Genomic DNA, 23,056 nt, shown 5'->3' on the forward strand with positions numbered 1-23,056 from the left:
GGCCTGTAACGGTCATTTCAAACGAGCGTATGTTTTTTCGTTGACAGCCCCCCGCCATCCTCATAACCTCGCCAAACCTTCAACGTACCGGGATGACGCGGACGTGGGCAGCATTTATCTGATACGACATGGCCAGGCCTCCTTTGGTGCGGATGACTACGATGTCCTTTCGCCCAATGGCATACGTCAGGCCCAAGTGCTCGGCGGCCACCTGGCGGAGCTCGGCGTCGTGTTCGATCGCTGCCTCTCGGGCGACCTGCGTCGCCAGCAGGACACCGCTATCGGCACGCTGGGCGCGATGTCCGCTGTCGGGCTGCCGGTTCCCGAGGTGGAAATCGACGCGGCGTTCAACGAATTCGATGCCGACGCGGTGATCCGCGCGCTGCTCCCGGACATGCTGCCCCAGGAGCCCGAAGCGCTGCACGTCCTGCGCAACGCGGCGCAGAACCGCGGAGAGTTCCAGCGCATTTTTGCCTTGATCGTCGAACGCTGGCTCAGCGGCCAGTATGACCCGCCCGGGCTGGAGAGCTGGCTGGGCTTTGTCGAGCGGGTCCAGGCCGGCCTGCACCGCATCCTCGAAAAGGCCGACAAGACCCACAGGATCGCCGTGTTCACCTCCGGCGGGACCATCACCGCCCTGCTTCACCTGATCACCCAGATGCCTGCCCGGCAAGCTTTCGAGCTGAACTGGCAGATCGTCAACACCTCGCTCAACCAACTGAAATTCAGAGGCCGCGAGGTGGCCCTGGCTTCCTTCAACAGTCATGCGCATCTGCAACTGCTGAAGACCCCGGACCTCATCACCTTCCGCTGAGGCCGGATTACTTGCAGACCCTTGCTGTACCACTCAAATAAGGATCGAAACAATGACCTCCGTAGCCGACGCCGTAAAAGCCATGCAAGCCAAGTTCAACCCAGCCGCCGCTGCCGGCCTGGACCTGGTATTTGGTTTCAATATCACTGACGAAGGCAAGCAGTACGCCCTGATCGTCAAGGATGGCACCTGCGACATCCAGGAAGGCGAGAACCCCGACGCCAACTGCACGCTGGTCCTGGACAGCCAAACCCTCAAGGACATCGTCAGCGGCGAAACCGACGGCATGCAAGCGTTCATGGGCGGCAAGCTGCGCGTTGAAGGCGACATGATGCTGTCGATGAAGCTGTCCGAGCTGTTCCCGTCCTGAGATCGGGTCGCGCCCTGGCTGTAACCAGATCCCGCCCTTGTGGCGGGATTTTTGTTTTTCGCGAGCAGGCTCGCTCCCACAGGGATGTGGATGGTATCGGATAGCTGGGCCAGCTCTTACAATGCCCGCTCCACCCGCTTCGGCCCGACCATGGACATCGACCTCGCCCGTACCTTCCTGGAAATCGTCCGCCACGGCAGCCTCGCCGCTGCGGCGCAAAAGCTCCACGTCACCCAGACGGCGATTACCGCCCGGGTACAAAAGCTCGAAAGCCAGCTCGGCTGCGCGCTGTTCGTGCGTAACCGTGCCGGCGCGCGGTTGACCGCCGACGGCGAAGCCTTCGTGGTCTACGCCAACCAGCTCGTACAGACGTGGGAGGCCGCCCGTCGGGACCTGCCGCTGCCCGAGGGTTATCGCAATGTCTTGCATCTCGGTGGCGAGGTCAGCTTGTGCAATCCCCTGATGCTTGCCTGGGCGGGTGAGCTGCGCCAGAAAATCCCCGGCCATGCCCTGCGCATGGACATCCGCGACGGTGAAAAGCTCTTGCAGCAACTGGAGCTGGGTCTGCTGGATGCGGCGGTGGTCTATCAGCCCGAGTACTGGCCACGATTGCAGGTGGAGCAGTTGCTGGAGGAAAAACTCATCCTGGTGCGCCTGGCCGCTCGCCCCGAGCCCTACGTGTACATCGACTGGAGCGCGGACTTCCGGCGCCAGCACGACACGGCGCTTCCGGACAAGGCCAAGGCCGCCGTGACCTTCAATCTCGGTCCACTGGCGCTGCAATATATTCTGGAAAACGGCGGTAGCGGCTACTTCCGCACCCGGGTCGTGCAGAGCTACCTGGACAGCGGCATTCTGGAGCGGGTGCCCAAGGCACCGGAGTTCAACTACCCGACCTACCTGGTGTATTCCAGGGACCGCGATTCGGCGGCATTGCAGCAGGCGTTCGAGGTGCTGCGGGGGATCGTCAAGGCTGGCAGCGACTGGTCCCAGCGCTGGGATCCGCTGGGTTGACAGATCAGGGTGGGGCCGCTTCGCGGCCCAGCGGGAGCAAGCTCCCTCGCCACACAAGCGCTTTTTGTCAGAAGGCCCTTTGCAGAACAAAGGGCCCATACAACCTGGTTGGACTACGCCCGCATCAATTCGGCGATCTTGTCCTTGGTCTGCAAGCGTTCTTTCTTGAGTGTCTCCAAAGCAGGATCGGACAGCGTGACGGGCGGCTTCTCGGCATTCACGACCTCGGCATCGATTCGCGCATATTTCTTGAGCAATTCGTCGAGCGTCGGATCCTCGCTACGCTTCTGCTGGATGTGGTCTTTTGTGCAATCAAGATCCTGGCAAAGATCATGGGACACCGGCATGGAGCACCTCCTTTGGTTGGTTCGGTGGCGAGTGCTTTTCATGGCACTGCCTGTCACCAGCATGGCCTTGCCGGTCGGCTTCTGTCGACCGCCAATCCGACCAGCGGTGACCGTTCGTCGTGCCGCGCCGCGCTCCGATCAAACCTTCGGCCCCTTCCCGCTCTCCATTGAACAGTGACCACAAGAACACTCGTACAACCTGTGTGGAGACTTACCTATGGACAGATTTACCCTGCGTCAACTCGGCCTGGCAGTTGCCTTGAGTACCAGCATGGGCATGGCATGGGCCGCGACGTCCAACGACTTTGTCGATAACGCGGCGGCCAATGGCATAGCGGAAATCGAAACCAGCAAACTGGCGCTGCAAAAAAGCCAATCGGCGGACATCAAGGAGTTCGCCAACAAGATGATCACCGACCACACCAAAGCCAACGAAGAGCTGAAGGCGCTGGCGCAAAAACACGACATCGAAGTACCGGATGACACCACGCTGATGAAAAAGGCCAAGGCCAAGATTCTCGATGTGCGTGACGAGTCCTTCGATCCAGCCTTCGCCAACAACCAGGTGATGGCCCATGAAGAAACCATCGCCCTGTTCAAGAAGGAAGCCGAGACCGTCACCGACGACAAGAAGCCCGGCAATACCGAACTCAAGGCGTTTGCCCAGAAAATGCTGCCCGACCTGCAGCACCACTTGGAAATGGCCAAGAAGCTCCAGGCCGCGCATCCTAGTAAATAACTCAAAGCGATGCATGAAAAAGCCCGACTCTCGAGTCGGGCTTTTTGTTGGCTAGCTGTCGGCGGTATCGATGTCGGCGTCGGTCTTGTCGCCGGGGCCAGGTCGATCCGGCTCTGGCTTGAAGCCAGGGCTGTAGGTGTTGTCGTTGTCCTGGTGATGTTGTTTCTGATCGACCTCGCTGGCAGCGCTGTGAGCCTGGTGCGTTCCAGCCGGACCGGCGGGCGGGTTGCCCGGCGCTTGGGGATCGACGGCCGGATCGTTACGCGAAGACTGGGTCTGCGTCTGGCCTTGTTGCTGGGTATTTGCAGGATCGCTCATTGGACACCTCGTTCATGACAGGGCCGGTTCAATCGACGGCCTTGGTTATTCGAAGGTGGCAAGGCGGCTGGGTTCCATTCTTTTGCAGCATGCTCAGCCGCCCAGTACCGACCTGACCATCCGTGTCAGCGCATCCGGGCTATAGGGTTTACTCAGCAGATGGGTGTCAGGGCTCAACTGATGATTGCGCGAGATGATGTCGCGGGTGTGCCCGGACGTGAACAACACCGGCACCGGCGGGGACTGGACTTTGGCCCAGGCGGCCAGGTCGGAGCTCTTGATCAGCCCGGGCATGACCACGTCGGTGAAGATCAGGTCGACCGAGATGCCCTCCAGCAACAATTTCATGGCCTCGTCGCCATTCGCCGCGGTCAGGGTCCGATAACCCGACAGCTCGAGCAATTCCACTGAGGCACTGCGCACGTCATCGTTGTCCTCGACCACCAGGACGGTTTCCTGCAAGCCCGACTGATTCGTGCGGTGGTGCGTCTGCTCCTCCGACTCGGGCCTATGGCTGCGCGGGAAGTACATGTGCACCTGGGTGCCTTCTCCCGGACGACTGGAAATCTCGATATGGCCGCCGCTCTGCTTGACGAACCCGAACACCATGCTCAAGCCGAGTCCGGTACCGTGGCCGTCGGTCTTGGTGGTAAAGAACGGCTCGAAAACCTGCTTGAGGACTTCAGGCGCCATGCCCGCGCCACAATCGGTCACCGACAGCCGTACGTAATCGCCAGCCGCAACACCTTTACCGGCGCATGATGACTCATCCAGTGCGATGTTCTCTCCGATCAGGCAGATGGTCCCTTCGCCGCCCATGGCATCGCGGGCGTTGATCGCCAGGTTCAACAGGGCGTTTTCCAATTGGTTGCGGTCGACATGGATGCACCAAGGCTCATCCGGCAACGCCACCTCGATCTGGATGGTTTCCCCCAGTGCCCGTTGCAACAACTCGCCCAGGCCATCGTAGATGCGCCGTGGATTGTAGACGGCCGGGGACAAGGGCTGGCGCCGGGCAAAAGCCAATAGTTGCGATGACAGCTTGGCGCCTCGCTCCACGGCTTCAATGGACGCCCCGACTCGCCGTTGCACGTTGGGATTGTCGGGTTCGTGGCGAGCCAGCAAATGCAGGTTTCCACCGATCACCTGGAGCAGATTGTTGAAGTCGTGGGCCACGCCCCCCGTAAGCCCGCCGATGGCCTCGAGCTTCTGCGATTGGCGCAACTGTTCTTCAGCCGCCAGCCGCGCCTGTACTTCATCGGCGACGCGTTGTTCCAGCTCGCGGGTGAACTTGAGCAACGACGCTTCGGCAGTCTTGCGCTCATTGATGTCAATCAGCACACCGGGAAAACGCAGGGGCTTGCCCAACGCATCGAACTCGCAGCGGCCGCTGGCCAGCACCCAGAGGTATTCGCCCTCACCACGGCGCACACGGTATTCGGCGCTGTAGGGCGCGCCCGTGCGCACCGTCAGGTCGACACGTTGCTCCACGTCGGCAAGATCATCCGGATGGATGCGCTGGCGGGCAATCTCGATGGGCAGTGCATCCAGCGAACATTCGGGCGGATAGCCGAACGTACGGGCGAAACGCTCGTCGCCGGACAGTGTGTCGGCCGGGATATCCCAGACAAACGAGCCCAGCAACGGCCCGGCCGAGAGCGCCAACTGAATACGCTCGTTGACCGCACGGTAGCTGCGTTCCGCCTCTTGTCGGGCCCGCTCGCTGAGCACCAGTTCGGTGGTTTCCACGACGATCGCCAGGACGCCAGCCGGCGAATGATCATCGTCGGGCACCGGGCTGTAATAGAGGTCCATCCAGACGTCTTCGGGCTTGCCGTCGCGCAGCAATACCAGTTCCTTGCTACGGTAGGACAAGGTGCCGCCAGCCAGGCACACGTCGAGTACATGGCGATTGAATTCAGCGACTTCCGGCCAACCCAGCTCCACCGCGCGCCCCAACAGGTACGGGTGACGGCCGCCGGCAAACTCGGCATAGGCATCGTTATAAATCATGAAGCCCTGGCGGCCCCACAACATGACCATCGGCAAGGGCGAAGCCAGCATCAACTGGACAGCGCTGCGCAGGCTGGCGGACCAGTGCTCGATCGCGCCCAGATCGGTGCGACTCCAATCGTAGGCCCGGATACGTCGGGCCATCTCACCGTCCCAACCGGGACACCCGTTACTCTGGGATAAGAACTTCATGGAACGACTCTCACCTCAAACTACCAGCAGGGAAGCGGCATACCACAAGTCCCTTGTGCTAGTGCTTCGAGCGCGGGGTTGGCAATTGGTTCATGCAGAAGCCTTTGCGCCGGTCCTGTCTGGTCCGGGGGACAGGGTGAACACCGTGGCGAGGGAGCTTGCTCCCGCTCGGCTGCGCAGCAGTCGTAAAAAACCCGCTGTTATCCAGATGTATCCTGCTGAATGGTTTTGGGGCTGCTGCGCAGCCCAGCGGGAGCAAGCTCCCTCGCCACAGGGTGCTGTTCAGCGGAAATCGCGGCTGCGCACATTGATGCCCGCCAGCAATCCAGTCAGGTCGCTCAGGCGCCCGGCGATCAGGTGCCGGACCTCGCCGACACTCTCCCAGCGCCCGTCCACCCGAAGCAATTGCGAACCCACCAGAACCTTGCGTTGACGCTCGGCCAGGTCGCGCCAGACCACCACGTTGAGGTTGCCGAATTCATCTTCCAGGGTGACGAAGGTCACGCCACTGGCCGTGCCCGGGCGCTGGCGGCCGGTGACCAGCCCGGCGACGCTGACGTTGCGACCGTGTTCCACCGCTTGCAATTCCCGCGAACTGCGGCAGCGCCGGGCGCGCAATTCGGGACGCAACAAGGCCAGCGGATGCGGCCCCAGCGTGGTGCCCAACGTGGCGTAGTCGGCGAACAGGTTCTCCCCCACCGTGGGCGTCGGCAAGACCACGGGCGGTTCCTCCTCGCTGGGCAAACCGGCGAACAGGCCCAGTTGTTTTTGCACCCCGGCGATTTCCCAGCGGGCACGGTGACGATCGCCGGCCATACCGCGCAACGCGCCGGCGTCGGCCAGTTGTTCCATGGCCCGGGCATCGAGTCGAGCCCGTTCGGCAAGGTCCGCCACATCGCTGAAAGGCCGCTGCCTGCGAGCCGTCTCGATACGGCGGGCATCGTCTTCACGAAAGCCCTTGATCAGGCGCAAGCCCATGCGGATCGCCGGCTGCCGACCCTCCAGGGGTTCGAGGCTGGATTCCCAGTCGCTGGCGCGCACGTCCGTCGCACGGATCTGCAAGTGATGCCGGCGGGCATCCTGGAGGATCTGGTCCGGGCTATAGAAACCCATGGGCCAACTGTTGATCAGGGCGCAGGCGAACGCCGCCGGCTCGTGGCATTTGAGCCAACTGCTGGCGTAGGTCAGCAAGGCGAAACTGGCGGCATGGGATTCCGGAAAGCCATAGTTGCCGAAGCCCTTGATCTGCTCGAAGATCTGCGCGGCGAACTCGGGCGTGTAGCCGTTGTTCTTCATACCTTCTGCCAGGCGCTCGCGATGCGGCTCAAGGCCGCCGTGGCGTTTCCACGCGGCCATCGAGCGACGCAACTGGTCCGCCTCGCCGGGCGTGTAGTCCGCCGCGACGATAGCGATCTGCATTACCTGTTCCTGGAACAACGGAATGCCCAAGGTGCGACCCAGCACTTTTTTCAGTTTTTCCGAAGGATAAGTGACGGGCTCTTCGCCATTTCGTCGCCGTAGATACGGATGCACCATGCCGCCCTGAATCGGTCCCGGCCGTACGATCGCCACCTCGATCACCAGGTCGTAATACTCCTTGGGCTTGAGCCGGGGCAACATCGCCATCTGCGCCCGGGATTCGATCTGGAACACGCCGATGGTGTCGGCGCGGCTGATCATCTCGAACGTCGCCCGATCGTCCTTGGGCAACGACGCCAGGGTATGCCGCACACCCCGGTAACGGGCGATAAGGTCGAAACAGCGGCGGATCGCGCTGAGCATGCCGAGGGCGAGGATGTCCACCTTGAGCAACCCGACCGCATCGAGGTCGTCCTTGTCCCACTGGATGATGGTGCGCTCGGCCATCGCGGCGTTTTCCACCGGCACCAGGGTGTCCAGCGGTTGCTGGGAAATCACGAAACCGCCGGGGTGTTGGGACAGGTGCCGGGGGAAGCCGATCAGTTGCCGGGTCAGGCTCAGCACCCGGCGCAACACCGGGCTGTCCGGGTCGAAACCGCCTTCGCGCAAGCGGTCCAGGGGCGGCGCTTCATCGCTCCAGCGCCCACAGCAATCGGCCAGCGCATTGACCTGGTCCGGCGGCAGGCCCAAGGCCTTGGCCACATCGCGCACCGCCCCGGCGCCGTGGTAACTGCTGACCACCGCCGTCAACGCCGCGCGATGCCGGCCGTAACGCTGGAACACATACTGCAAGACTTCTTCGCGGCGCTCGTGTTCGAAATCGACATCGATATCCGGCGGCTCATTGCGCTCGCGGGACAGGAAGCGTTCGAACAACATGTCCGTCCGGCTCGGATCGATTTCGGTGATGCCCAGGGCGTAGCACACCGCCGAGTTGGCTGCCGAGCCTCGACCCTGGCAAAGAATGTGGCGGCTGCGGGCGAAACTGACGATGTCTTGCACGGTGAGGAAATAGCTGTCGTAGCCCAGTTCGGCGATCAGCTTCAATTCCTTGTCGATCTGCACGCGCACCTTGTCTGTCACGCCGTTCTCCCAACGCTCGCGCAGGCCGCGCTCGGTCAATTCCCGCAGCCAGGACGCCGGATCGTGACCCTCGGGCACCAGCTCGCGGGGGTATTCGTAGCGCAACTGGCCGAGGTCGAACGTACAACGCCGGGCGATTTCCAGGGTTTCATCGAGCAAGGCACGCGGGTAGAGATCGGCCAGGGCCTGCAAGCTGCGCAGATGGCGTTCGCCGTTGGGGTGCAGGCGCTGGCCGGCCTCGGCCACGGTGACGTGGTGACGGATGGCGGTCATGGTGTCTTGCAAGGCGCGCCGACTTCGCACATGCATATGCACATCACCGGTGGCGACAGCGGGAAGGCCCAGGTGTCCGGCCAACGCGAGCAAGTCCGCCAGCCGCTGGCGATCGTCCTGGCCGCAATGCAACTGCACGGCCAGCCATAGTCGCGTTTTGAAGACCTGTTGGAGCCAGCGCCCCTGCTCCTCGGGCGCCTTGCCTTCGGGGATCCACAGCGCCAGCAAACCCGGCAGAGGTTCGTCGAAGTCTTCCCGGACGATGCGATAACAGCCTTTCTCGCTACGCCGCCGGGCGCGGGTGATCAGCCGGCACAAGGTCTGGTAGCCCTCGAGGTTCTCCACCAGCAGCACCAGTTTCGGGCCGTCCTCGACCTGGATTTCGCTGCCGACGATCAGTTGCAGTCCAAGCTCCCTGGCGGCCTGCCAGGCCCGGACGATCCCGGACAGGGTGCATTCATCGGTAATCGCCAGGGCCGCATAACCCTGCTCCTTGGCGCGGCGACACAATTCCAGGGCGCTGGAGGCGCCGCGCTGGAAACTGAAGTTCGACAGGCAATGCAGCTCGGCGTATTCGATGCTCATGCGAACCAGCCCTGGAGCCACAACGGCCCGCCCTCGCCCACCGGTCGGTAGGCCCAGCCGCGTTGCCCGGCGCGGGTTTCGATCAGGTAGTAATCGCGGCGCACGTCGGCTCCGTCCCACCAGCCGGACTCGATGCGCTCCGGCCCCATGAGGATTCGCGCCTGGCCCTCAGGTAACGCCTGGGGCTCGCCGAGCAGCCAGCCGGGACGCTGGATTTCCTCGCGCAGCGGGCATGCCTGTTGCCGCGGCTGGGGAATCATCTGCCAGGCGCACTCGGGTCGATGATCGTCTCCGAATCCCAGCCCCAGCACGGCGTCATCCCCCAGGCGCGCCCGCAGCCGTTCGCGCAGTTGTTCCCAGGGCAAGGACTGTTGAGGACGCTCGTCGAACAACTCCAGGCGCTGGGGCACGAAGCTCGGCAGGTTGTCGGCACACAAGCGAAAGCCGCGCACTGGCGCCTCGACCTGTACCTGTTCAAGACGACCACGGGCCAGTTCGAACAGCATCGAAGGCTCTCGCTCGGCGCTGAGCAGGCCGACCTTGATCACCGTGTCCGGCAGACCGGCGTGTTCCAGATGCAAGTCGAAGCGCTGCACACCGCTGTCGCGCCCACACAGGAAAGCCGACAGGTCACCGGTCAACCGGCGCAGCGGAAACAGCAACGCCTGGTGGGACTGCACGTCGTAATTGAGTTCGATGCGCACATCAAAACGGTCCGGGGGCAGGTAGAACGACAGCGCCAGGGTACGACTGCCCGTCAGCGCGTCGAGGTGCTTGAGCACATCGGCCTCGAAGCGCCGCGCCAGGGTGTGCCGAGGCAAGGCCCGGATCTGATCCAGGCGGCGCAGGCCCATGCGCGACAGTGCCGTGGCGACGTCGGCGGCCAGGCCGATGCGGTCCACCGGCATTTGCGCCAGGTACGCTTGCAAGGTTTCGCCATCGGGCACGACCAGGGCGTCATGGGCATTGGCCAACATCCGCGCCGCCACGGGGTTGGGGGCGGCGACGATGCGATGGCGGAAGCCCAGTTCAGTCAGCTCGGCCCGCAACCGAGCCTCGAACACCGGCCAGGGCCCGAACAGCCCCAGGCTCGATTCGATCTCGAACAGCACCGTGCGCGGGTAATGCACGCTGACCTGGGAACTGAAGCGGTAGGCCCAGGCCGCCAGGAATTGTTGCCAGTGCTCGATCTGCGCCGCGTCGTATTCGGCCGTGGCGAACCCTTTGCTCAGGGCCTGGGCGGCGGTCATGGTCTGGCCGGGCCGCAAGCCCAGGGCGCGCGCCGGCTCATTGACCGCTTGCAACACCCGGCGCTGGGCCGGACCGGTCAACAGCGCCAGGGGCTCGTCGGGATCGGGGCGCTGGCGCAGCGCGGCGTCCAGCGCCAATTGCGGGAAAAGGATACAGACCCAGCGCATCGCAACCTCAATGCCCCGTGTGCGTGGTGAACGCAATCGGCGCCGAACGGGCCAGGCCACCCCGGGACTTGAGCACCCGCAATTGTGCCGGGCGAGCATCGATGGCGATGCGCAAGGCCGCCGGGGATGGGTTGATCGCTTCCTGGATCGAGCGCCAGGCGAACGCCAGGGTCTGGCCGGTTTCCGCCGCGACCTGCAAGCGGCGCAAGGCCCGGTCATCCGCCTGGCGCGGCCAGCACAGCACCGCACCGCAACTGCCCGAACGCAGGCATTGCTCAGTGGCCCACAAGGCATCCCGCGGGTCGGCCTGGATGATCGACAACTGGCGCAGGTCCACCCCGGCATTTCGCCAGGCCTGGGGATAGGGTACGAACGGCGGCGCCACCAGCACGATGCGTTCCCCCGCCGCCGACAGCCGCGCCAGGGTCGGCCACACCAGTTGCAACTCGCCCACGCCCGGCGCGCCGATGAGGATTTCCGTCAACGCCGCGTCCGGCCAGCCACCACTGGGCAATGCCGCGTCCAATGCAGCATGACCGGTGGGCTGCGGGCTGGCGGCCGGCGGCGCAGGCCGGCCTCTCCAGACCTGGCCGCCATTGAACAGCGTGTCCAGCGCAACGACGGCGCCCATCAGCCTTGTCTCACCAGGCCACAGAACACGCCTTCGATCGCCAGGTCCTGGTCGGCTTCGACGATGATCGGCTGGTAGGCCGGGTTGCGTGGCAACAGGCGCACGCGCTCGCCGACTCGCTCGAAGCGCTTGATGGTCACTTCACCGTCCAGGCGCGCCACGACGATCTGCCCGTTGGCGGCCTGGGGCGTACGTTGTACACCGACCAGATCGCCATCGAGGATACCGTCCTCGATCATCGAATCGCCCTGGACCCGCAACAGGTAATCCGGCGCCTTGGTGAAAATCGCCGGGTCCAGCAACAAGCGGCTGTGGACCTCGGCATCGGCGCCAATCGGCAGGCCGGCGGCCACCCGACCCAACACCGGCACGTCCAGCAGCTCGGGGCGCGGCGGCTGGTTCAGCAGCCGGATGCCTCGGGCCTGGTGCGGATTGACTTCGATGAAACCGGCTTCGGTCAACGCCAGCACATGCTTGCGCGCCACGCTGCGGGAGGCGAAACCGAACGCCTCGCTGATTTCAGCGAGGCTGGGAGACTGGCCCTGCTCGGCGATGCGTTCGCGGATGAAGGTCAGGATGGCGGTACGGCGGGGAGTGAGAGTCGTCATGGAGTACATTTGTACTCCTGTCGGTTTTGCCTGACAAGCGCCGCCAGTCAGTTCATGCGGTGGCCTTGTTGGGGTGTATATCCATTTTTTGGTAACGGCTGCTTATGGTTCCGCCCTTACGGCGGGTCACTTTTATGAAGCGTAAAAGTAACCAAAACGCTTTTGCCCCACCACTCGGCACCTCGCCTGGGCTCGGTGTGCCCTCACTCCGGCATTGCTCCGTAGGCCCGCCGCGAGGCGGCCTTCGAGCCGACCTGGTTTGGTGGGTTTTGCATTTCCTCTGTGGGAGCGAGCCTGCTCGCGAAGGCGGTGGGACAGCTTGCATGGATGGCGAATTTGTTGTTTTCCCCAAAAAAAGGATAAACCCGTGGCGAGGGAGCTTGCTCCCGCTCGGCTGCGCAGCAGTCGTAAAAAACCTGCTGGTGTCCGGATGAATCCTGCTGAATGGTTTTGGGGCTGCTGCGCAGCCCAGCGGGAGCAAGCTCCCTCGCCACGGGGTTCATCGTCGTCTTTGAACAACATTCCTCCCGAGTAGGAGAATTTTTGCGAGGGCTTCAACACATTCAACATCCATGCGAGCAGTCCCACCGCCTTCGCGAGCAGGCTCGCTCCCACAGTTAGATCGGGGTATAGCTGAAGAGATGATCTTGATCTTGATCTTGATCTGGGGCGCCCCGTTAACCACGCTGGCCGAACGCAGGCATTGCGCAGTGGGCATCCCGGCATGGATGCCGGGATAGCCGCGCTGGGCCAAGGATGGCCCTTCGCGGCGGGCCCACGGAGCAATGCCGGAGTGAGGGCATGCCGAGCCTAAGCGAGGTGCCGAGTGGTGGGGCGAAGCGTTTTTGGTTACTTTTGGCGCTCTTCCAAAAGTGACCCGCTGTAAGAGCGGAACCATAAGCGGCCGTTACCGAAAAAACGGATATGTACCCAATCAGACCGCCTTCGCGAGCAGGCTCGCTCCCACAAAGAATCTCCTACAAAGAATCTGCGAACAGTTGGATTCAACTAAAAACCCGCCAGATAAGCCCAGGGAAAAATCCCCCGCTCGTGCCCATCACTGAACACCAGCTGAACCCCATACCCCTGGGCATTGACCTCAACCACACGCACCCAGGCATCGACCTGAACCGTCAACCCTTGCAGGCGAAACGCTCGGCATTGGGAACACGGACATTGCCTGCGTAGCTCAACATGGTCCAGCCGTTGCTCGCGACCATCGGGCCAACTCAGCCGCAACTGGCCCTTGTCCCGGGAATTGCCGATCGTCAACGGACTCATTGCAACTGGCCCAAGGCGATGCGCACGGCCTTGCGCACTTCAGGGTCGCCATCGTCCCGGGCTGCCTGCAAGGCGGGGATCGCTCCCGGATCGTTCAACTCGCCCAACGCCAACGCCGCTTCCTTGCGCAGATTGCTGATTCGATGGCCCAGGGTTTCGATCAGTGCCGGCAATGCCTGGACATAACGCAAGCGGCCAAGACTGCGGGTGGCGCGCAGGCGCACTTGCCAGTAATCATCATCCAGGGCATCGATCAGGGCCGGGCCGGCGTCGGCGTGACCCACTTTGCCCAGCGTGGTGGCGGCCTCTTCACGCACCGTCCAGGCCGGGTCGCGCAGGGCCTGGCGCAGCGCCGGCAAGACTTGCGCATCCGCAGCCAGGCCCAGGGCGCCGGTGGCCGCGCGGCGCACTTCGCTGTCCGGGTCGGCGCTGGCGAGCTGGGCCAGGGCCGGCAGAGCCTCAAGCTGCTTGAGCCAGCCCAGCACGCCAACCGCCTCGCGACGCACGCCGGCATCGGCGTCGACCAGGGCCGCGATCGCAGCCGGTGCGGCAGCGCCCAGGCGCAACTCGCGCAAGGCGCGGAACGCAGCGATGCGCACGCTGGCATCCGCGTGGGTGGTCCAAGGCAATATCACCTCCCCCGCCGCCTCGCTTTTGAGCAGGCTCAGGCTCTGGGCAGCCGCGGCCTGCACGGTCGGGGAGGTATCGGTCAGGGCCTGGCACAGGGCCGCGACCACCGGCGCGTCCTCCCAGGCTTCGAGCAAGCGCGCGGCTTCGGCCCGCACCTCGGCGCTGGGATCCTCGGCCAGACGGTCTACGAGCCACAGCAGGCCTTCGGGTTCCTCCAGGTCAGCCAGTTCGATCAGGGCGATGCGGCGCACCCCGGCGTCGTCGTCCGTCAGGCGTGGTTGCAGGGCAAGAATGTCATCGTTGTCGGTGTTTTCGAATAGAGAAGTCATAGGGCAAATCGCGGCAAGGAGGTTTCAGGAGGAAGCCCGAGGGGATTGAGGCGCGGCAATTGCCGGCCGTCTTCATGGCGCAGCAGCTCGAGGCAATGGCGTTTCAATCGGGAAAATTCAGGACGGATGACCAGGTCGGTGGTTCGTGGCCGGGGGAAATCCAGGCGCAAGTCCTCGATGATCCGGCCCGGGCGCGGGCTCATCACCAGCAAGCGATCAGCGAGGAACAACGCCTCGTCGATGTCGTGGGTGACGAAGACAACGGTGGTGCGGATGCGCGTCCAGATGTTCAGCAGCAGCTCCTGCATGTTCAACCGGGTCAACGCATCCAGCGCGCCGAAGGGCTCATCCATCAGCAACAGGCGCGGGCGGTTGACCAGCACCCGGGCGATCTCCACCCGTTGCTGCATGCCGCCAGACAATTGGTCCGGCCAGTGCCCGGCGAAACCTTCCAGGCCCACCAGGGCAAGGATTTCATCGGCGGCCCGGTGTCGTTCGGCCTTGCCCTGGCCGCGCATCTTCAGGCCGAAGGCGACGTTGTCGCGCACACTGCGCCACGGAAACAGGGTGTGCTGCTGGAACACCATGCCGCGCTGGGGCGACGGCCCGGCCACCGGCAGCGCATCGACATGCAGCGTGCCGGCACTGGGTCGCAGGTGCCCGGCGAGCGCGCCGAGCAACGTCGATTTGCCGCAGCCGGACGGCCCGAGGATGCAGACGAACTGGCCCGCCTCGATCTGGCAATCCAGCCCCTGCACTGCTTCGAAAGCCTGGGCGCCCTGGCCCAGGACAATGGATAACTGGCGGATATCGATCCGCCCTTCAGGGGTTTGCATTGCGCTCATCAGGCTTTTCCTCGGGGTCGGTGCCAAGGCGTGAACAGCCCGCCCAGGCGCTTGATCAACAAACTGCTGCCCATGCCCAGCACGCCGATCAGCAACATGCCGACGACAATGTCGGGGTAGTTCTGCACGGTGTAGGACGCCCAGGTGTAGTAGCCGATGCCGTACTGGCCGGCGATCATTTCCGCCGTCACCAGGCAGAACCAGGACGTGCCCATGCCGATAGCGAGGCCGGTGATGATGCTCGGCGCGGCGCCCGGCAGGATCACCTCCAGCAGGATCGCCCGGCGCCCTGCCCCCAGGCTTTTCGCCGATGCGACCAGGCGTCGGTCCACCCCTTCGACGCCGTGCACGGTGTTGAGCAGGATCGGGAACAGCGCACCGGTGAAGGTGATAAACACCATCGACAGTTCCGACGAGGGAAACATCAGGATCGCCAGCGGGATCCAGGCCACCGCCGGAACCGGCCGCAGCACTTCCAGCGGTGGCAGCAACAGGTCCTCGGCCCACCGGGAACGGCCGATGGCCAGGCCCAGCGCCACGCCCACCAGCAACGCCGCGCCATACCCGGCAAAGACCCGGCCCAGGCTGCTGCCCAAGTGCCGAACGAGATTGCCCGACTCGCCCAGGCCGAGCGCGGCCTCGATCACCGCCAGCGGGGCCGGGACGTTGGCGAAGGTCACCAGGCCGAGGTCCCAGTGGCCGTTGGCGGCGAGCTGCCAGAACAGCAGGCAGAGCAACAAGGAAGCGGCTCGCAGGAGCCAGCGTTTGGGTGATGGATGCACTGATTTCCCCTCAGTTATGGAGATCCCTTGTGGGAGCGAGCCTGCTCGCGAAAGCGCTGTATCAATCAAATCAATTTCAACTGATCTGACGCCTTCGCGAGCAGGCTCGCTCCCACAGGTTTGCTTTCGGTCGAGTCAGGTCAGCGGGCGGCGACTGCCTGGGTGGTGGCTTCGGTAAAATCCAGGACCTTGCCGCCCTCGGCCGTGGCAAATTGCTCAGCCTGCCCTTTCAACAGGAACGCGCTGAGTTGGCCCTTGGCATCGCTGGCGAACCACGCCTGCTCGGCCAGCAGCTTGATTCCGCTGTCGCTGGCCTGGGCGTAGACGGCGCGGATGCCCTTGCCTTCCTGTTTGAGATTCGCCAGCGCGGTGAAGGCCGATTGCGCCGAGGCGTAATGACGCACTGTCGGCTCGCCGCGTACCCAGATCTGCGCCACATGGCGGGGATCGGTAATGGGCTGGCCGGTCAAGGCATCGGGGTTGCCAAGGGGCGTCTGGGCGTAATTGCCCAGTTGCGCGGCGTAATCGAGGTTCGACGCCTTGAACGCGGCGCGGATGTACTGATCGTCGATGAAGGTGTTGAGGTCCAGGCCGCGATCAGCCTTTTTCAGCAATTTGAGGGTGTCGATCGCGGTGCCGACGGCTTGCCGGTATTCGGGTTTCCAGGTCAGGTCGCGGGTCTGTACGCCCAGCGGCCCGTGGAACAGGTAATTGACCTCGGCATCCACCCCGGTGACCTTGGCGATCAGCTCGCTATATTTCTCAGGCTCGGCGGCCAGCAACTGATTGGCCTCGATGGTCGCGCGCAAATAAGCGACGACGATTTCCGGGTACTTTCTGGCATAGGCCTGATCCACCAGCGCGCCGTGGAAAGTCGGCGTCCTGGCCTGGGCACCGTCGTAGATCTTGCGGGCGAAGCCGCGGCTGGGGAACAGTTCGGCGAACGGTACGAAATCGGCGTGGGCGTCGATCTTGCCAGCTTGCAGCGCCGAGCCGGCGACCTCCGGCGGCTGGGCGATGATGTTCACGTCCTTGAGCGGATCCCAGCCCTGGGCCGCGACGGCTCGCAGCAACATGCCATGGGCGGTGGAAGCAAACGGCACGGAAATCGTCTTGCCCTTGAGCTCGGCGAGGGACTGCACGCTCGAGGCGCTGGGCACGACAATGCCGTTGCCGCTGCCCTGGGTGCTGCCCGACAACACGCTGATGAACAGGCTGTGCTTGCCGGCCGTCTCGAACGCCACGCCGTTGAACGCCCCGGGGAAGTCGGCCATGGCGCCGAAGTCGAGTTTGCCGGCGACCATCTCGTTGGTCAGCGGCGCGCCGCTGGTGAAGTTTTTCCACTGGATGTCGTACTCGGCGTCCTTGTACGCACCGTCGTGGGGCAGGTATTTGTCCAGCAGGCCGAGCTCTCGGATCAACAACCCGCCGGCGGCGCAGTTGATGGTGGTGTCCTGGGTGCCGATGGCAATGCGGATGGTTTCTGCCTGGGCAGGCAAGGTCAATGAAGCCAGTACCAGACCGGCCAGCGCTGCACGCAATAACATGGGTGTGTCCCCTCGAATCATTGATTGGATGTTCGTCTCCGCCACGATCAGGGCGCGGTGGGAAACGAGGGGTGTTCCGGTTTTAGCGTCCGGAGTGGCCGGATGGCTTTTTTTGGGGCCTGCGGTGGCCTCTTCGCGAGCAGGCTCGCTCCCACATTGGACCGAGTCGCCGCTGAAAAACTGTGGGAGCGAGCCTGCTCGCGAAGGCGTCTACTCAATCACCGCAGCAAATAAGGAATCTCCACTTTCACCGCCCCCGTCGGGCAGTCCTTTTCACAGGGCATGCAATACCAGCATTCATCGAACGCCATGTAGGCCTTCTGGGTGGCCGGGTTGATCGCCAACAGGTCCATCGGGCAGACATCGACGCAGACCGTGCAGCCCTTGTGGGCGATGCATTTGTCCTCGTCCACGGTGACAGGGGCATTGGAGCGGAAGAAGATTTCCTGGGGTTGATAGGCCATGGGCATTCTCTCTGGGTGTAGGGCTCACGCCGCGTCGGCACCGAGCCGAAGCCGGTCGTAGGCCTGCAGTTCGTCGGCATCGAGGGCGATGATGTAGGGCTCGACGGCTTTTTTGAACGAGGTCATCGCGCCGTCCTCGCCTTTCTTCAAATGGCAATGGCAGAACCAGTCGCTGTCGTTGCGTTGCGGATGATCGACCCGGTAGTGGTACAACCCCCAACGGCTTTCGGCGCGAAACAGCGAGGCGCGGGCGGCCATCTCGGCGCAATCGCGGATTACGCTGACTTCCATGGCGCGCATCAGTTCGTGGGCGTTGTGGGCCTTGAGCTGATCAAGGTCGCGCTGGATATCGCTGAAGCGTTGCAGGCCGATCTGCATTTTTTTGCTGACCTTCGGCGGTTGCAGGTAATCGTTGACGAAGCGGCGCAACTTGTATTCCACCTGGGCCGGCGGCAGGCCATGCGCACGGTCGAGCGGCGCGTAGACGCGGTTTTGTTCCTGCTCGATCTGCTGAGTATCCAGTGCCGAAAAATCCTTGCCAGCGACAAAGTCCGCCGCGTTCTGGCCGGCAAACCAGCCGTAGGTGAACGCGCCGAGCATGTAGTTGTGCGGCACTGCCGCCATGTCGCCCGCCGAGTACAAACCCTTGACCGAGGTCTCGGCCCGCTCGTTGACCCACACTCCAGAAGCCGAATGACCGCTGCAGAAGCCGATCTCGGAAATGTGCATCTCCACCATCTGCGTGCGGTAATCGGTGCCCCGGTTGGCGTGGAACTGCCCGCGACTGGGGCGCTCGTTGCTGTGTAGGATTTCCTCGATGTTCTGGATGGTTTCCTCGGCCAGGTGATCGAGCTTGAGGAACACCGGACCGTTGCCGCCTTCGAGCTCCTGGTGGAACTCCCACATCATCTGCCCGCTCCAGTAGTCGCATTCGATAAAGCGCTCGCCCTTGTTGTTGGCGGTGTAGCCACCCAGCGGGCCGGTGACGTAAGCGCACGCCGGGCCGTTGTAATCCTTGATCAAGGGATTGATCTGGAAGCACTCCAGGTTCGCCAGCTCGGCCCCGGCGTGATAGGCCATCGCATAACCGTCGCCGGCATTGGTCGGGTTCTCATAGGTGCCCATCAGGTAGCCGGAGGCCGGCAACCCCAGGCGCCCCGCCGCGCCGCAGCAGAGGATGACGGCCTTGGCCTTGATCACATGGAAGTCGGCGGTGCGGCAGTCAAAACCCATCACACCGTTCACCGCGCCCTCCCCGTCGGTCAGCAACCGGGTGCAGACCAGCCGGTTGGTGATGCTGACTCGCGCCCGTTTCAACTGGCGATAGAGGACTTTCTTGATGTCGTGACCTTCCGGCATCGGCAGCACATAAGCGCCCATGTGGTGAACCTTTTTCACCGCGTAATCGCCGGTTTCGTCCTTCTCGAACTTCACGCCCCAGCGGTCCAATTGCTCGATCGTTTCGAAGCTGTGGGTGGCGTAGGCGTACACCGCCGCCTGGTTGACGATGCCGTCGTTGGCGATGGTGATTTCCTTGGTGTACTGCTCGGGCGTCGAATGGCCCGGGATAATCGCGTTGTTGAGCCCGTCCATGCCCATGCTGATGGCGCCGCTGCGCTTGACGTTGGCCTTGTCGACCAGCAACACGCGCAGGTCGCGGTTGCGCTCCTTGGCCTTGATCGCCGCCATGGGGCCGGCGGTGCCGCCGCCGATGACGACGATGTCATATTCCTGTTCGAGGATATTCCTGGAGCTCTGGGTCATGCCTGCGTCCCTTTTTGCCGGTCGATCCGCAAGCGATACTGGAAGGCATCGCCACGGTAGTAGAGGTATTCGAAGTCCAGCGGCTGGCCGCCGGCGTCATGGGTCAGCCGTTCGATGCGCATGACCGGCGAGCCGGGCTCGACGTCGAGTGCCTGGCACAAGTCGCTGTCGGCCAGCACCGCATCGATGGCAAGGTCGGCGTGACCGAGGGCCAGGCCACAATCGTTTTCCAGGATCAGGAAGATGTCGCGGGTCACCAGGTCGGCTTTTTCCAGACGCTCGCCGAGGGCCTTGGGCAGGTAGGTGATTTCCAGGGAAACCGGCTCGCGGTTGATCAGCCGCACCCGCTTGATCTGCGTTACCACGTCGCCTTCCGCCAGCTTCAGGCGCTCGGCCACCGACTTGTCCGCCGGGATGAACTTGAAACTGCGCAGGCGGTTGATCACCTCGTAGCCACGACCGGTCATGGACTCGGCCAGGCCCTGCAGCGTGCTGACGTTCTGGAAGGTCTTGGGCTTGGCGACGAACGTGCCTTTGCCATGGATCTTGAAAATCAGCCCTTCCTTTTGCAGGTCGCCCAAGGCCTGGCGCACGGTGATGCGGCTGACGCGAAACAGCGCGCCCAGCTCGCTTTCCGAGGGCATCTGGCTGCCTTGCGGGTATTCACCGTCAAGAATGCGCGCGCGCAGCACGTCGCGCAGTTGGGTGTGCAGCGGCACGCTGCTGAGGGAAAGAAGGTTGTCAGGCATGGGTAGCAGGTCACTTGTCATAACGAGTTATGACGTGATCTTAGGGAAAGCACTCGATGCTTGAGAAATACCGTTTGGACATAACCTTAGAGCCGGGTCAGGGCAACAGCAGCCCTTGCTCGCGCTCGCACAACTGCACCACGTAATCCCACAACACCCGCAACCGGACGGACTTGTGCAGCTCGCGGCGGGTGCTGATCCAATAGCTGCGGCGGATGGTTTCGTCCGGCAGCAGCGGCACCAGGGTCGGGTCGCTGCTGGCCATGTAGCACGGCAGCACGGCGATCCCCAAGCCCGAGCGAGCGGCCTGTTGCTGGGCAATGACGCTGGTGCTGTGGAACACCACGCGAGGGTTTCGGCAAAAGCTGTTGAGGAACATCAGCTCCTGGCTGAACAGCAGGTCATCGACGTAGCCGATCCAGGCATGGCGGGCCAGATCCTCGCGACTGCGTAACGGTGGCGAACGGTCCAGGTAAGCCTGGCTGGCGTAGAGCGCCAGGCTGTAGTCGGTGAGCTTGCGCGTCACCAGCAGGTCGGCCGCCGGGCGTTCGAGGTGAATGCTGATTTCCGCCTCGCGGTTGAGGATGCTGACAAACCGCGGCACGGCCACCAGTTCCACTTCAAGCCCCGGATAGCGCTGGAACAAGCCGTCCATGCGACTGGCGAGGAACATGATGCCCAGCCCTTCCGTCACGCCGAGGCGGATCTTGCCCAGCGGCGCGCTGGATTGAGTGATGTCTTCCTGGGCCAGCAACGCGACGTTTTCCATGGCCTCGGCATGCTTGAGCAGCGCTTCTCCGGCCGGAGTCAATTCATACCCTTGGGCGTGCTGGACAAACAACGCAGTGCCGAGGCTTTTCTCGATCGCTTCGATGTGACGCGCCACCGTGGCATGGGTGGTGTTGAGCCGTCGCGCGGCCGTCAGCAGGCGGCCGCTGCGTTGCAGTTCGAGGAAGTAGCGCAGGTCATTCCAGTCGAACATGAGCCATCCTTGAATCGCCTGAAGTCATGACTGTTCATAAACGCACAGCCGCTGCGCAAAAACTAACATTCTTTTGACGAAAACTAACAACTAGGATGAGTCCCACAAGAACAAAAAACGAGGTCGCGAATGCAACCTGTCGTCGATGAATACGATTACGTGATCGTGGGCGCCGGCCCTGCCGGCTGCCTGCTGGCGAACCGGCTTTCGGCCAATCCGCAACACCGGGTGCTGCTGCTCGAAGCCGGCGGGCGGGACAATTATCCGTGGATCCACATCCCGGTCGGCTACCTGTTCTGCATCGGTAACCCACGCACCGACTGGTGCTTCAAGACCGAAGCGCAACCCGGCCTGCAAGGGCGCGCCTTGAGTTATCCGCGCGGCAAGGTGTTGGGCGGCTGTTCGTCCATCAACGGCATGATCTACATGCGTGGCCAGGCGGCGGACTACGACGGCTGGGCCGCCGAAGGCAATGTCGGCTGGGGCTGGAAGGATGTGTTGCCGCTGTTCCGGCAGAGCGAAAATCACTTCGCGGGGGATTCCGAGCTTCACGGCGCAGCCGGCGAATGGCGAGTCGAACGCCAGCGCCTGTCATGGCCGATTCTCGATGCCTTCCGCACCGCCGCCGAACAGAGCGGCATCCCCAGCGTCGAGGATTTCAACGGTGGCGACAATGAAGGTTGCGGCTACTTCCAGGTCAACCAGAAAGCCGGGGTGCGCTGGAACGCGGCCAAGGCCTTCCTCAAACCGATTGGCAATCGCCCGAACCTCACGGTGCTGACCGACGTCGAGGTTGATCGGGTGTTGCTGCGTGACAACCGCGCCGACGCCGTCAGCGCCCGCTGGCAGGGCAAGAACATGAGCTTCAGGGCGCGCAAGGAAATCGTCCTGTGCGCCGGCGCCGTCGGCTCGCCGGGCATCTTGCAGCGCTCCGGGATCGGCCCGCGCAGCCTGTTGCAGCGTCTGGGCATCGGCGTGCTGCATGAACTGCCCGGCGTCGGTGGCAACTTGCAGGACCACTTGCAACTGCGGCTGATCTACCAGCTGGAAAACGCCCGCACCCTGAACCAGATCGCCGGCACCCTGTGGGGCAAGATGGGCATGGGCCTGCGTTACCTGTACGACCGCAGTGGCCCGCTGTCCATGGCCCCCAGCCAACTCGGCGCGTTCGCCCGCTCAGGATCGGAACAGGCCTCGGCCAACCTCGAATACCACGTCCAACCGTTGTCCCTGGAACGTTTCGGCGAACCGCTGCACAGCTTCCCGGCGTTCACCGCGTCGGTGTGTGACCTGCGCCCGATGAGCCGTGGCCGCGTGGACATCCGCTCGGCCGATCCTCATGAGGCGCCGTCGATCCAACCCAATTACCTGAGCCATCCCGAGGACCTGCGGGTCGCTGCCGACGCCATCCGCCTGACTCGACGGATTGTCGCCGCGCCGGCCCTGAGTGCTTTCAAACCGGTGGAATACCTGCCAGGCCCGAGCCTGCAGACCGAGGAAGAACTGCACCAGGCCGCCGCCCGCATCGGCACGACGATTTTTCATCCGGTGGGCACCTGTCGCATGGGCCAGGACGGCGATGCGGTGGTCGATGCACAACTGCGCGTCCATGGCATCAAGGGCCTGCGCATCGCCGACGCCTCGATCATGCCGCGCATCACCTCCGGCAACACCTGCTCGCCGACGCTGATGATCGCCGAGAAGGCCGCGCGGATAATGCTTGAGCCGGCCGCCGTGGGCGCTACGCTGCAGAAGGAGCCCGCCACGGTCTGAAAATCGCCGAGTTCCATGTGGGAGCGAGCCTGCTCGCGAAGGCGCTGTATCAGTCAACATTGTCATCAACTGATACACCGCCTTCG

General features: G+C 63.5%; 21 protein-coding genes. 5 read left to right on the forward strand and 16 right to left on the reverse strand.

From position 1 onward, the window contains the following. The first annotated feature begins 103 nt into the window (after positions 1-103). From M1E16_RS17280 to M1E16_RS17290, 3 genes are all read left to right on the forward strand, one after another. Entirely contained in the window at positions 104-814 is a 711-nt protein-coding gene (locus M1E16_RS17280) for a histidine phosphatase family protein (protein ID WP_458127966.1), read from the forward strand. 52 nt (positions 815-866) lie between these two features. Next, positions 867-1,184 (forward strand): SCP2 sterol-binding domain-containing protein, encoded by a 318-nt coding sequence (locus tag M1E16_RS17285; protein ID WP_458127967.1) that lies wholly within the window; start codon positions 867-869, stop codon positions 1,182-1,184. Between the two features lie 150 nt (positions 1,185-1,334). Then, positions 1,335-2,198, forward strand: coding sequence for a LysR family transcriptional regulator (locus M1E16_RS17290; RefSeq protein WP_305501220.1), 864 nt, complete (start codon positions 1,335-1,337; stop codon positions 2,196-2,198). A gap of 113 nt (positions 2,199-2,311) precedes the next feature. On the opposite strand, the gene M1E16_RS17295 is transcribed toward M1E16_RS17290, so the two are convergent. Continuing rightward, positions 2,312-2,545 carry a YdcH family protein gene (locus tag M1E16_RS17295; RefSeq protein WP_434573399.1) on the reverse strand — a complete coding sequence of 78 codons (234 nt, stop codon included), beginning with the start codon at positions 2,543-2,545 and terminating at the stop codon, positions 2,312-2,314. A gap of 217 nt (positions 2,546-2,762) precedes the next feature. Between M1E16_RS17295 and M1E16_RS17300 the strand changes: the two genes are divergently transcribed. Beyond that, on the forward strand, positions 2,763-3,284 hold the full coding sequence (locus tag M1E16_RS17300; protein ID WP_434573397.1) for a DUF4142 domain-containing protein: 522 nt from the start codon (positions 2,763-2,765) through the stop codon (positions 3,282-3,284). A gap of 51 nt (positions 3,285-3,335) precedes the next feature. Here M1E16_RS17300 and M1E16_RS17305 read toward each other — a convergent pair whose 3' ends face one another. The 15 genes from M1E16_RS17305 to M1E16_RS17375 form a co-directional block, all read right to left on the reverse strand. Further along, a complete protein-coding gene (locus tag M1E16_RS17305; RefSeq protein ID WP_434573395.1) occupies positions 3,336-3,602 on the reverse strand; it encodes a hypothetical protein in 267 nt (88 codons plus the stop codon). A gap of 93 nt (positions 3,603-3,695) precedes the next feature. Further along, entirely contained in the window at positions 3,696-5,807 is a 2,112-nt protein-coding gene (locus tag M1E16_RS17310; protein ID WP_458127968.1) for an ATP-binding protein, read from the reverse strand. Positions 5,808-6,089: 282 nt separating this feature from the next. Continuing rightward, positions 6,090-9,167 carry an error-prone DNA polymerase gene (locus M1E16_RS17315; protein ID WP_458127969.1) on the reverse strand — a complete coding sequence of 1,026 codons (3,078 nt, stop codon included), beginning with the start codon at positions 9,165-9,167 and terminating at the stop codon, positions 6,090-6,092. Then, on the reverse strand, positions 9,164-10,585 hold the full coding sequence (locus tag M1E16_RS17320; protein WP_458127970.1) for a Y-family DNA polymerase: 1,422 nt from the start codon (positions 10,583-10,585) through the stop codon (positions 9,164-9,166). Before M1E16_RS17320 ends, M1E16_RS17315 begins: the two co-directional genes overlap by 4 nt. Positions 10,586-10,592: 7 nt before the next feature. Continuing rightward, a complete protein-coding gene (gene imuA, locus M1E16_RS17325) occupies positions 10,593-11,216 on the reverse strand; it encodes a translesion DNA synthesis-associated protein ImuA (protein WP_434573376.1) in 624 nt (207 codons plus the stop codon). Beyond that, positions 11,216-11,833: a transcriptional repressor LexA gene (gene lexA, locus M1E16_RS17330; protein ID WP_030137954.1), complete on the reverse strand. Its 618-nt coding sequence runs from the start codon at positions 11,831-11,833 to the stop codon at positions 11,216-11,218. Before lexA ends, imuA begins: the two co-directional genes overlap by 1 nt. 999 nt (positions 11,834-12,832) lie before the next feature. Further along, positions 12,833-13,105, reverse strand: coding sequence for a DUF971 domain-containing protein (locus tag M1E16_RS17335; protein WP_458127971.1), 273 nt, complete (start codon positions 13,103-13,105; stop codon positions 12,833-12,835). Then, complete coding sequence (locus M1E16_RS17340) at positions 13,102-14,064, reverse strand: HEAT repeat domain-containing protein (RefSeq protein ID WP_458127972.1); 963 nt, start codon at positions 14,062-14,064, stop codon at positions 13,102-13,104. The genes M1E16_RS17335 and M1E16_RS17340 overlap by 4 nt, the downstream gene beginning before the upstream one ends. Then, positions 14,061-14,909, reverse strand: a complete 849-nt coding sequence (locus M1E16_RS17345) for an ABC transporter ATP-binding protein (RefSeq protein WP_458127973.1) — start codon at positions 14,907-14,909, stop codon at positions 14,061-14,063. Before M1E16_RS17345 ends, M1E16_RS17340 begins: the two co-directional genes overlap by 4 nt. After that, the gene (locus M1E16_RS17350) at positions 14,909-15,691 is read right to left on the reverse strand and encodes an ABC transporter permease (protein ID WP_458127974.1); all 783 of its coding nucleotides are present in this window, start codon (positions 15,689-15,691) and stop codon (positions 14,909-14,911) included. The genes M1E16_RS17345 and M1E16_RS17350 overlap by 1 nt, the downstream gene beginning before the upstream one ends. Before the next feature lie 140 nt (positions 15,692-15,831). Beyond that, the gene (locus M1E16_RS17355; RefSeq protein ID WP_434601191.1) at positions 15,832-17,238 is read right to left on the reverse strand and encodes an ABC transporter substrate-binding protein; all 1,407 of its coding nucleotides are present in this window, start codon (positions 17,236-17,238) and stop codon (positions 15,832-15,834) included. 218 nt (positions 17,239-17,456) lie between these two features. After that, positions 17,457-17,702, reverse strand: coding sequence for a 4Fe-4S dicluster domain-containing protein (locus M1E16_RS17360; protein WP_003180418.1), 246 nt, complete (start codon positions 17,700-17,702; stop codon positions 17,457-17,459). Positions 17,703-17,726: 24 nt separating this feature from the next. Beyond that, positions 17,727-19,466, reverse strand: coding sequence for a fumarate reductase/succinate dehydrogenase flavoprotein subunit (locus M1E16_RS17365; protein WP_434656989.1), 1,740 nt, complete (start codon positions 19,464-19,466; stop codon positions 17,727-17,729). Then, a complete protein-coding gene (locus tag M1E16_RS17370; protein WP_305500258.1) occupies positions 19,463-20,215 on the reverse strand; it encodes a GntR family transcriptional regulator in 753 nt (250 codons plus the stop codon). The genes M1E16_RS17365 and M1E16_RS17370 overlap by 4 nt, the downstream gene beginning before the upstream one ends. Before the next feature lie 97 nt (positions 20,216-20,312). Next, complete coding sequence (locus M1E16_RS17375) at positions 20,313-21,197, reverse strand: LysR family transcriptional regulator (protein ID WP_305500256.1); 885 nt, start codon at positions 21,195-21,197, stop codon at positions 20,313-20,315. Between the two features lie 129 nt (positions 21,198-21,326). On the opposite strand from M1E16_RS17375, the gene M1E16_RS17380 reads away from it, so the two are divergent. Then, a complete protein-coding gene (locus M1E16_RS17380) occupies positions 21,327-22,970 on the forward strand; it encodes a GMC family oxidoreductase (RefSeq protein ID WP_458127975.1) in 1,644 nt (547 codons plus the stop codon). Positions 22,971-23,056: the final 86 nt, after the last annotated feature.

It is taken from the genome of Pseudomonas sp. Z2-11, assembly GCF_054161305.1.

Bases quoted from the DNA above. Each gene is read 5' to 3' on its own strand.
- M1E16_RS17285 (WP_458127967.1), top strand. From the start codon at position 867: ATGACCTCCGTAGCCGACGCCGTAAAAGCCATGCAAGCCAAGTTCAAC.
- M1E16_RS17290 (WP_305501220.1), top strand. From the start codon at position 1,335: ATGGACATCGACCTCGCCCGTACCTTCCTGGAAATCGTCCGCCACGGC.
- M1E16_RS17295 (WP_434573399.1), bottom strand. From the start codon at position 2,545: ATGCCGGTGTCCCATGATCTTTGCCAGGATCTTGATTGCACAAAAGAC.
- M1E16_RS17300 (WP_434573397.1), top strand. From the start codon at position 2,763: ATGGACAGATTTACCCTGCGTCAACTCGGCCTGGCAGTTGCCTTGAGT.
- M1E16_RS17305 (WP_434573395.1), bottom strand. From the start codon at position 3,602: ATGAGCGATCCTGCAAATACCCAGCAACAAGGCCAGACGCAGACCCAG.
- M1E16_RS17310 (WP_458127968.1), bottom strand. From the start codon at position 5,807: ATGAAGTTCTTATCCCAGAGTAACGGGTGTCCCGGTTGGGACGGTGAG.
- M1E16_RS17315 (WP_458127969.1), bottom strand. From the start codon at position 9,167: ATGAGCATCGAATACGCCGAGCTGCATTGCCTGTCGAACTTCAGTTTC.
- M1E16_RS17320 (WP_458127970.1), bottom strand. From the start codon at position 10,585: ATGCGCTGGGTCTGTATCCTTTTCCCGCAATTGGCGCTGGACGCCGCG.
- imuA (WP_434573376.1), bottom strand. From the start codon at position 11,216: ATGGGCGCCGTCGTTGCGCTGGACACGCTGTTCAATGGCGGCCAGGTC.
- lexA (WP_030137954.1), bottom strand. From the start codon at position 11,833: ATGTACTCCATGACGACTCTCACTCCCCGCCGTACCGCCATCCTGACC.
- M1E16_RS17335 (WP_458127971.1), bottom strand. From the start codon at position 13,105: ATGAGTCCGTTGACGATCGGCAATTCCCGGGACAAGGGCCAGTTGCGG.
- M1E16_RS17340 (WP_458127972.1), bottom strand. From the start codon at position 14,064: ATGACTTCTCTATTCGAAAACACCGACAACGATGACATTCTTGCCCTG.
- M1E16_RS17345 (WP_458127973.1), bottom strand. From the start codon at position 14,909: ATGAGCGCAATGCAAACCCCTGAAGGGCGGATCGATATCCGCCAGTTA.
- M1E16_RS17355 (WP_434601191.1), bottom strand. From the start codon at position 17,238: ATGTTATTGCGTGCAGCGCTGGCCGGTCTGGTACTGGCTTCATTGACC.
- M1E16_RS17360 (WP_003180418.1), bottom strand. From the start codon at position 17,702: ATGGCCTATCAACCCCAGGAAATCTTCTTCCGCTCCAATGCCCCTGTC.
- M1E16_RS17365 (WP_434656989.1), bottom strand. From the start codon at position 19,466: ATGACCCAGAGCTCCAGGAATATCCTCGAACAGGAATATGACATCGTC.
- M1E16_RS17370 (WP_305500258.1), bottom strand. From the start codon at position 20,215: ATGCCTGACAACCTTCTTTCCCTCAGCAGCGTGCCGCTGCACACCCAA.
- M1E16_RS17375 (WP_305500256.1), bottom strand. From the start codon at position 21,197: ATGTTCGACTGGAATGACCTGCGCTACTTCCTCGAACTGCAACGCAGC.
- M1E16_RS17380 (WP_458127975.1), top strand. From the start codon at position 21,327: ATGCAACCTGTCGTCGATGAATACGATTACGTGATCGTGGGCGCCGGC.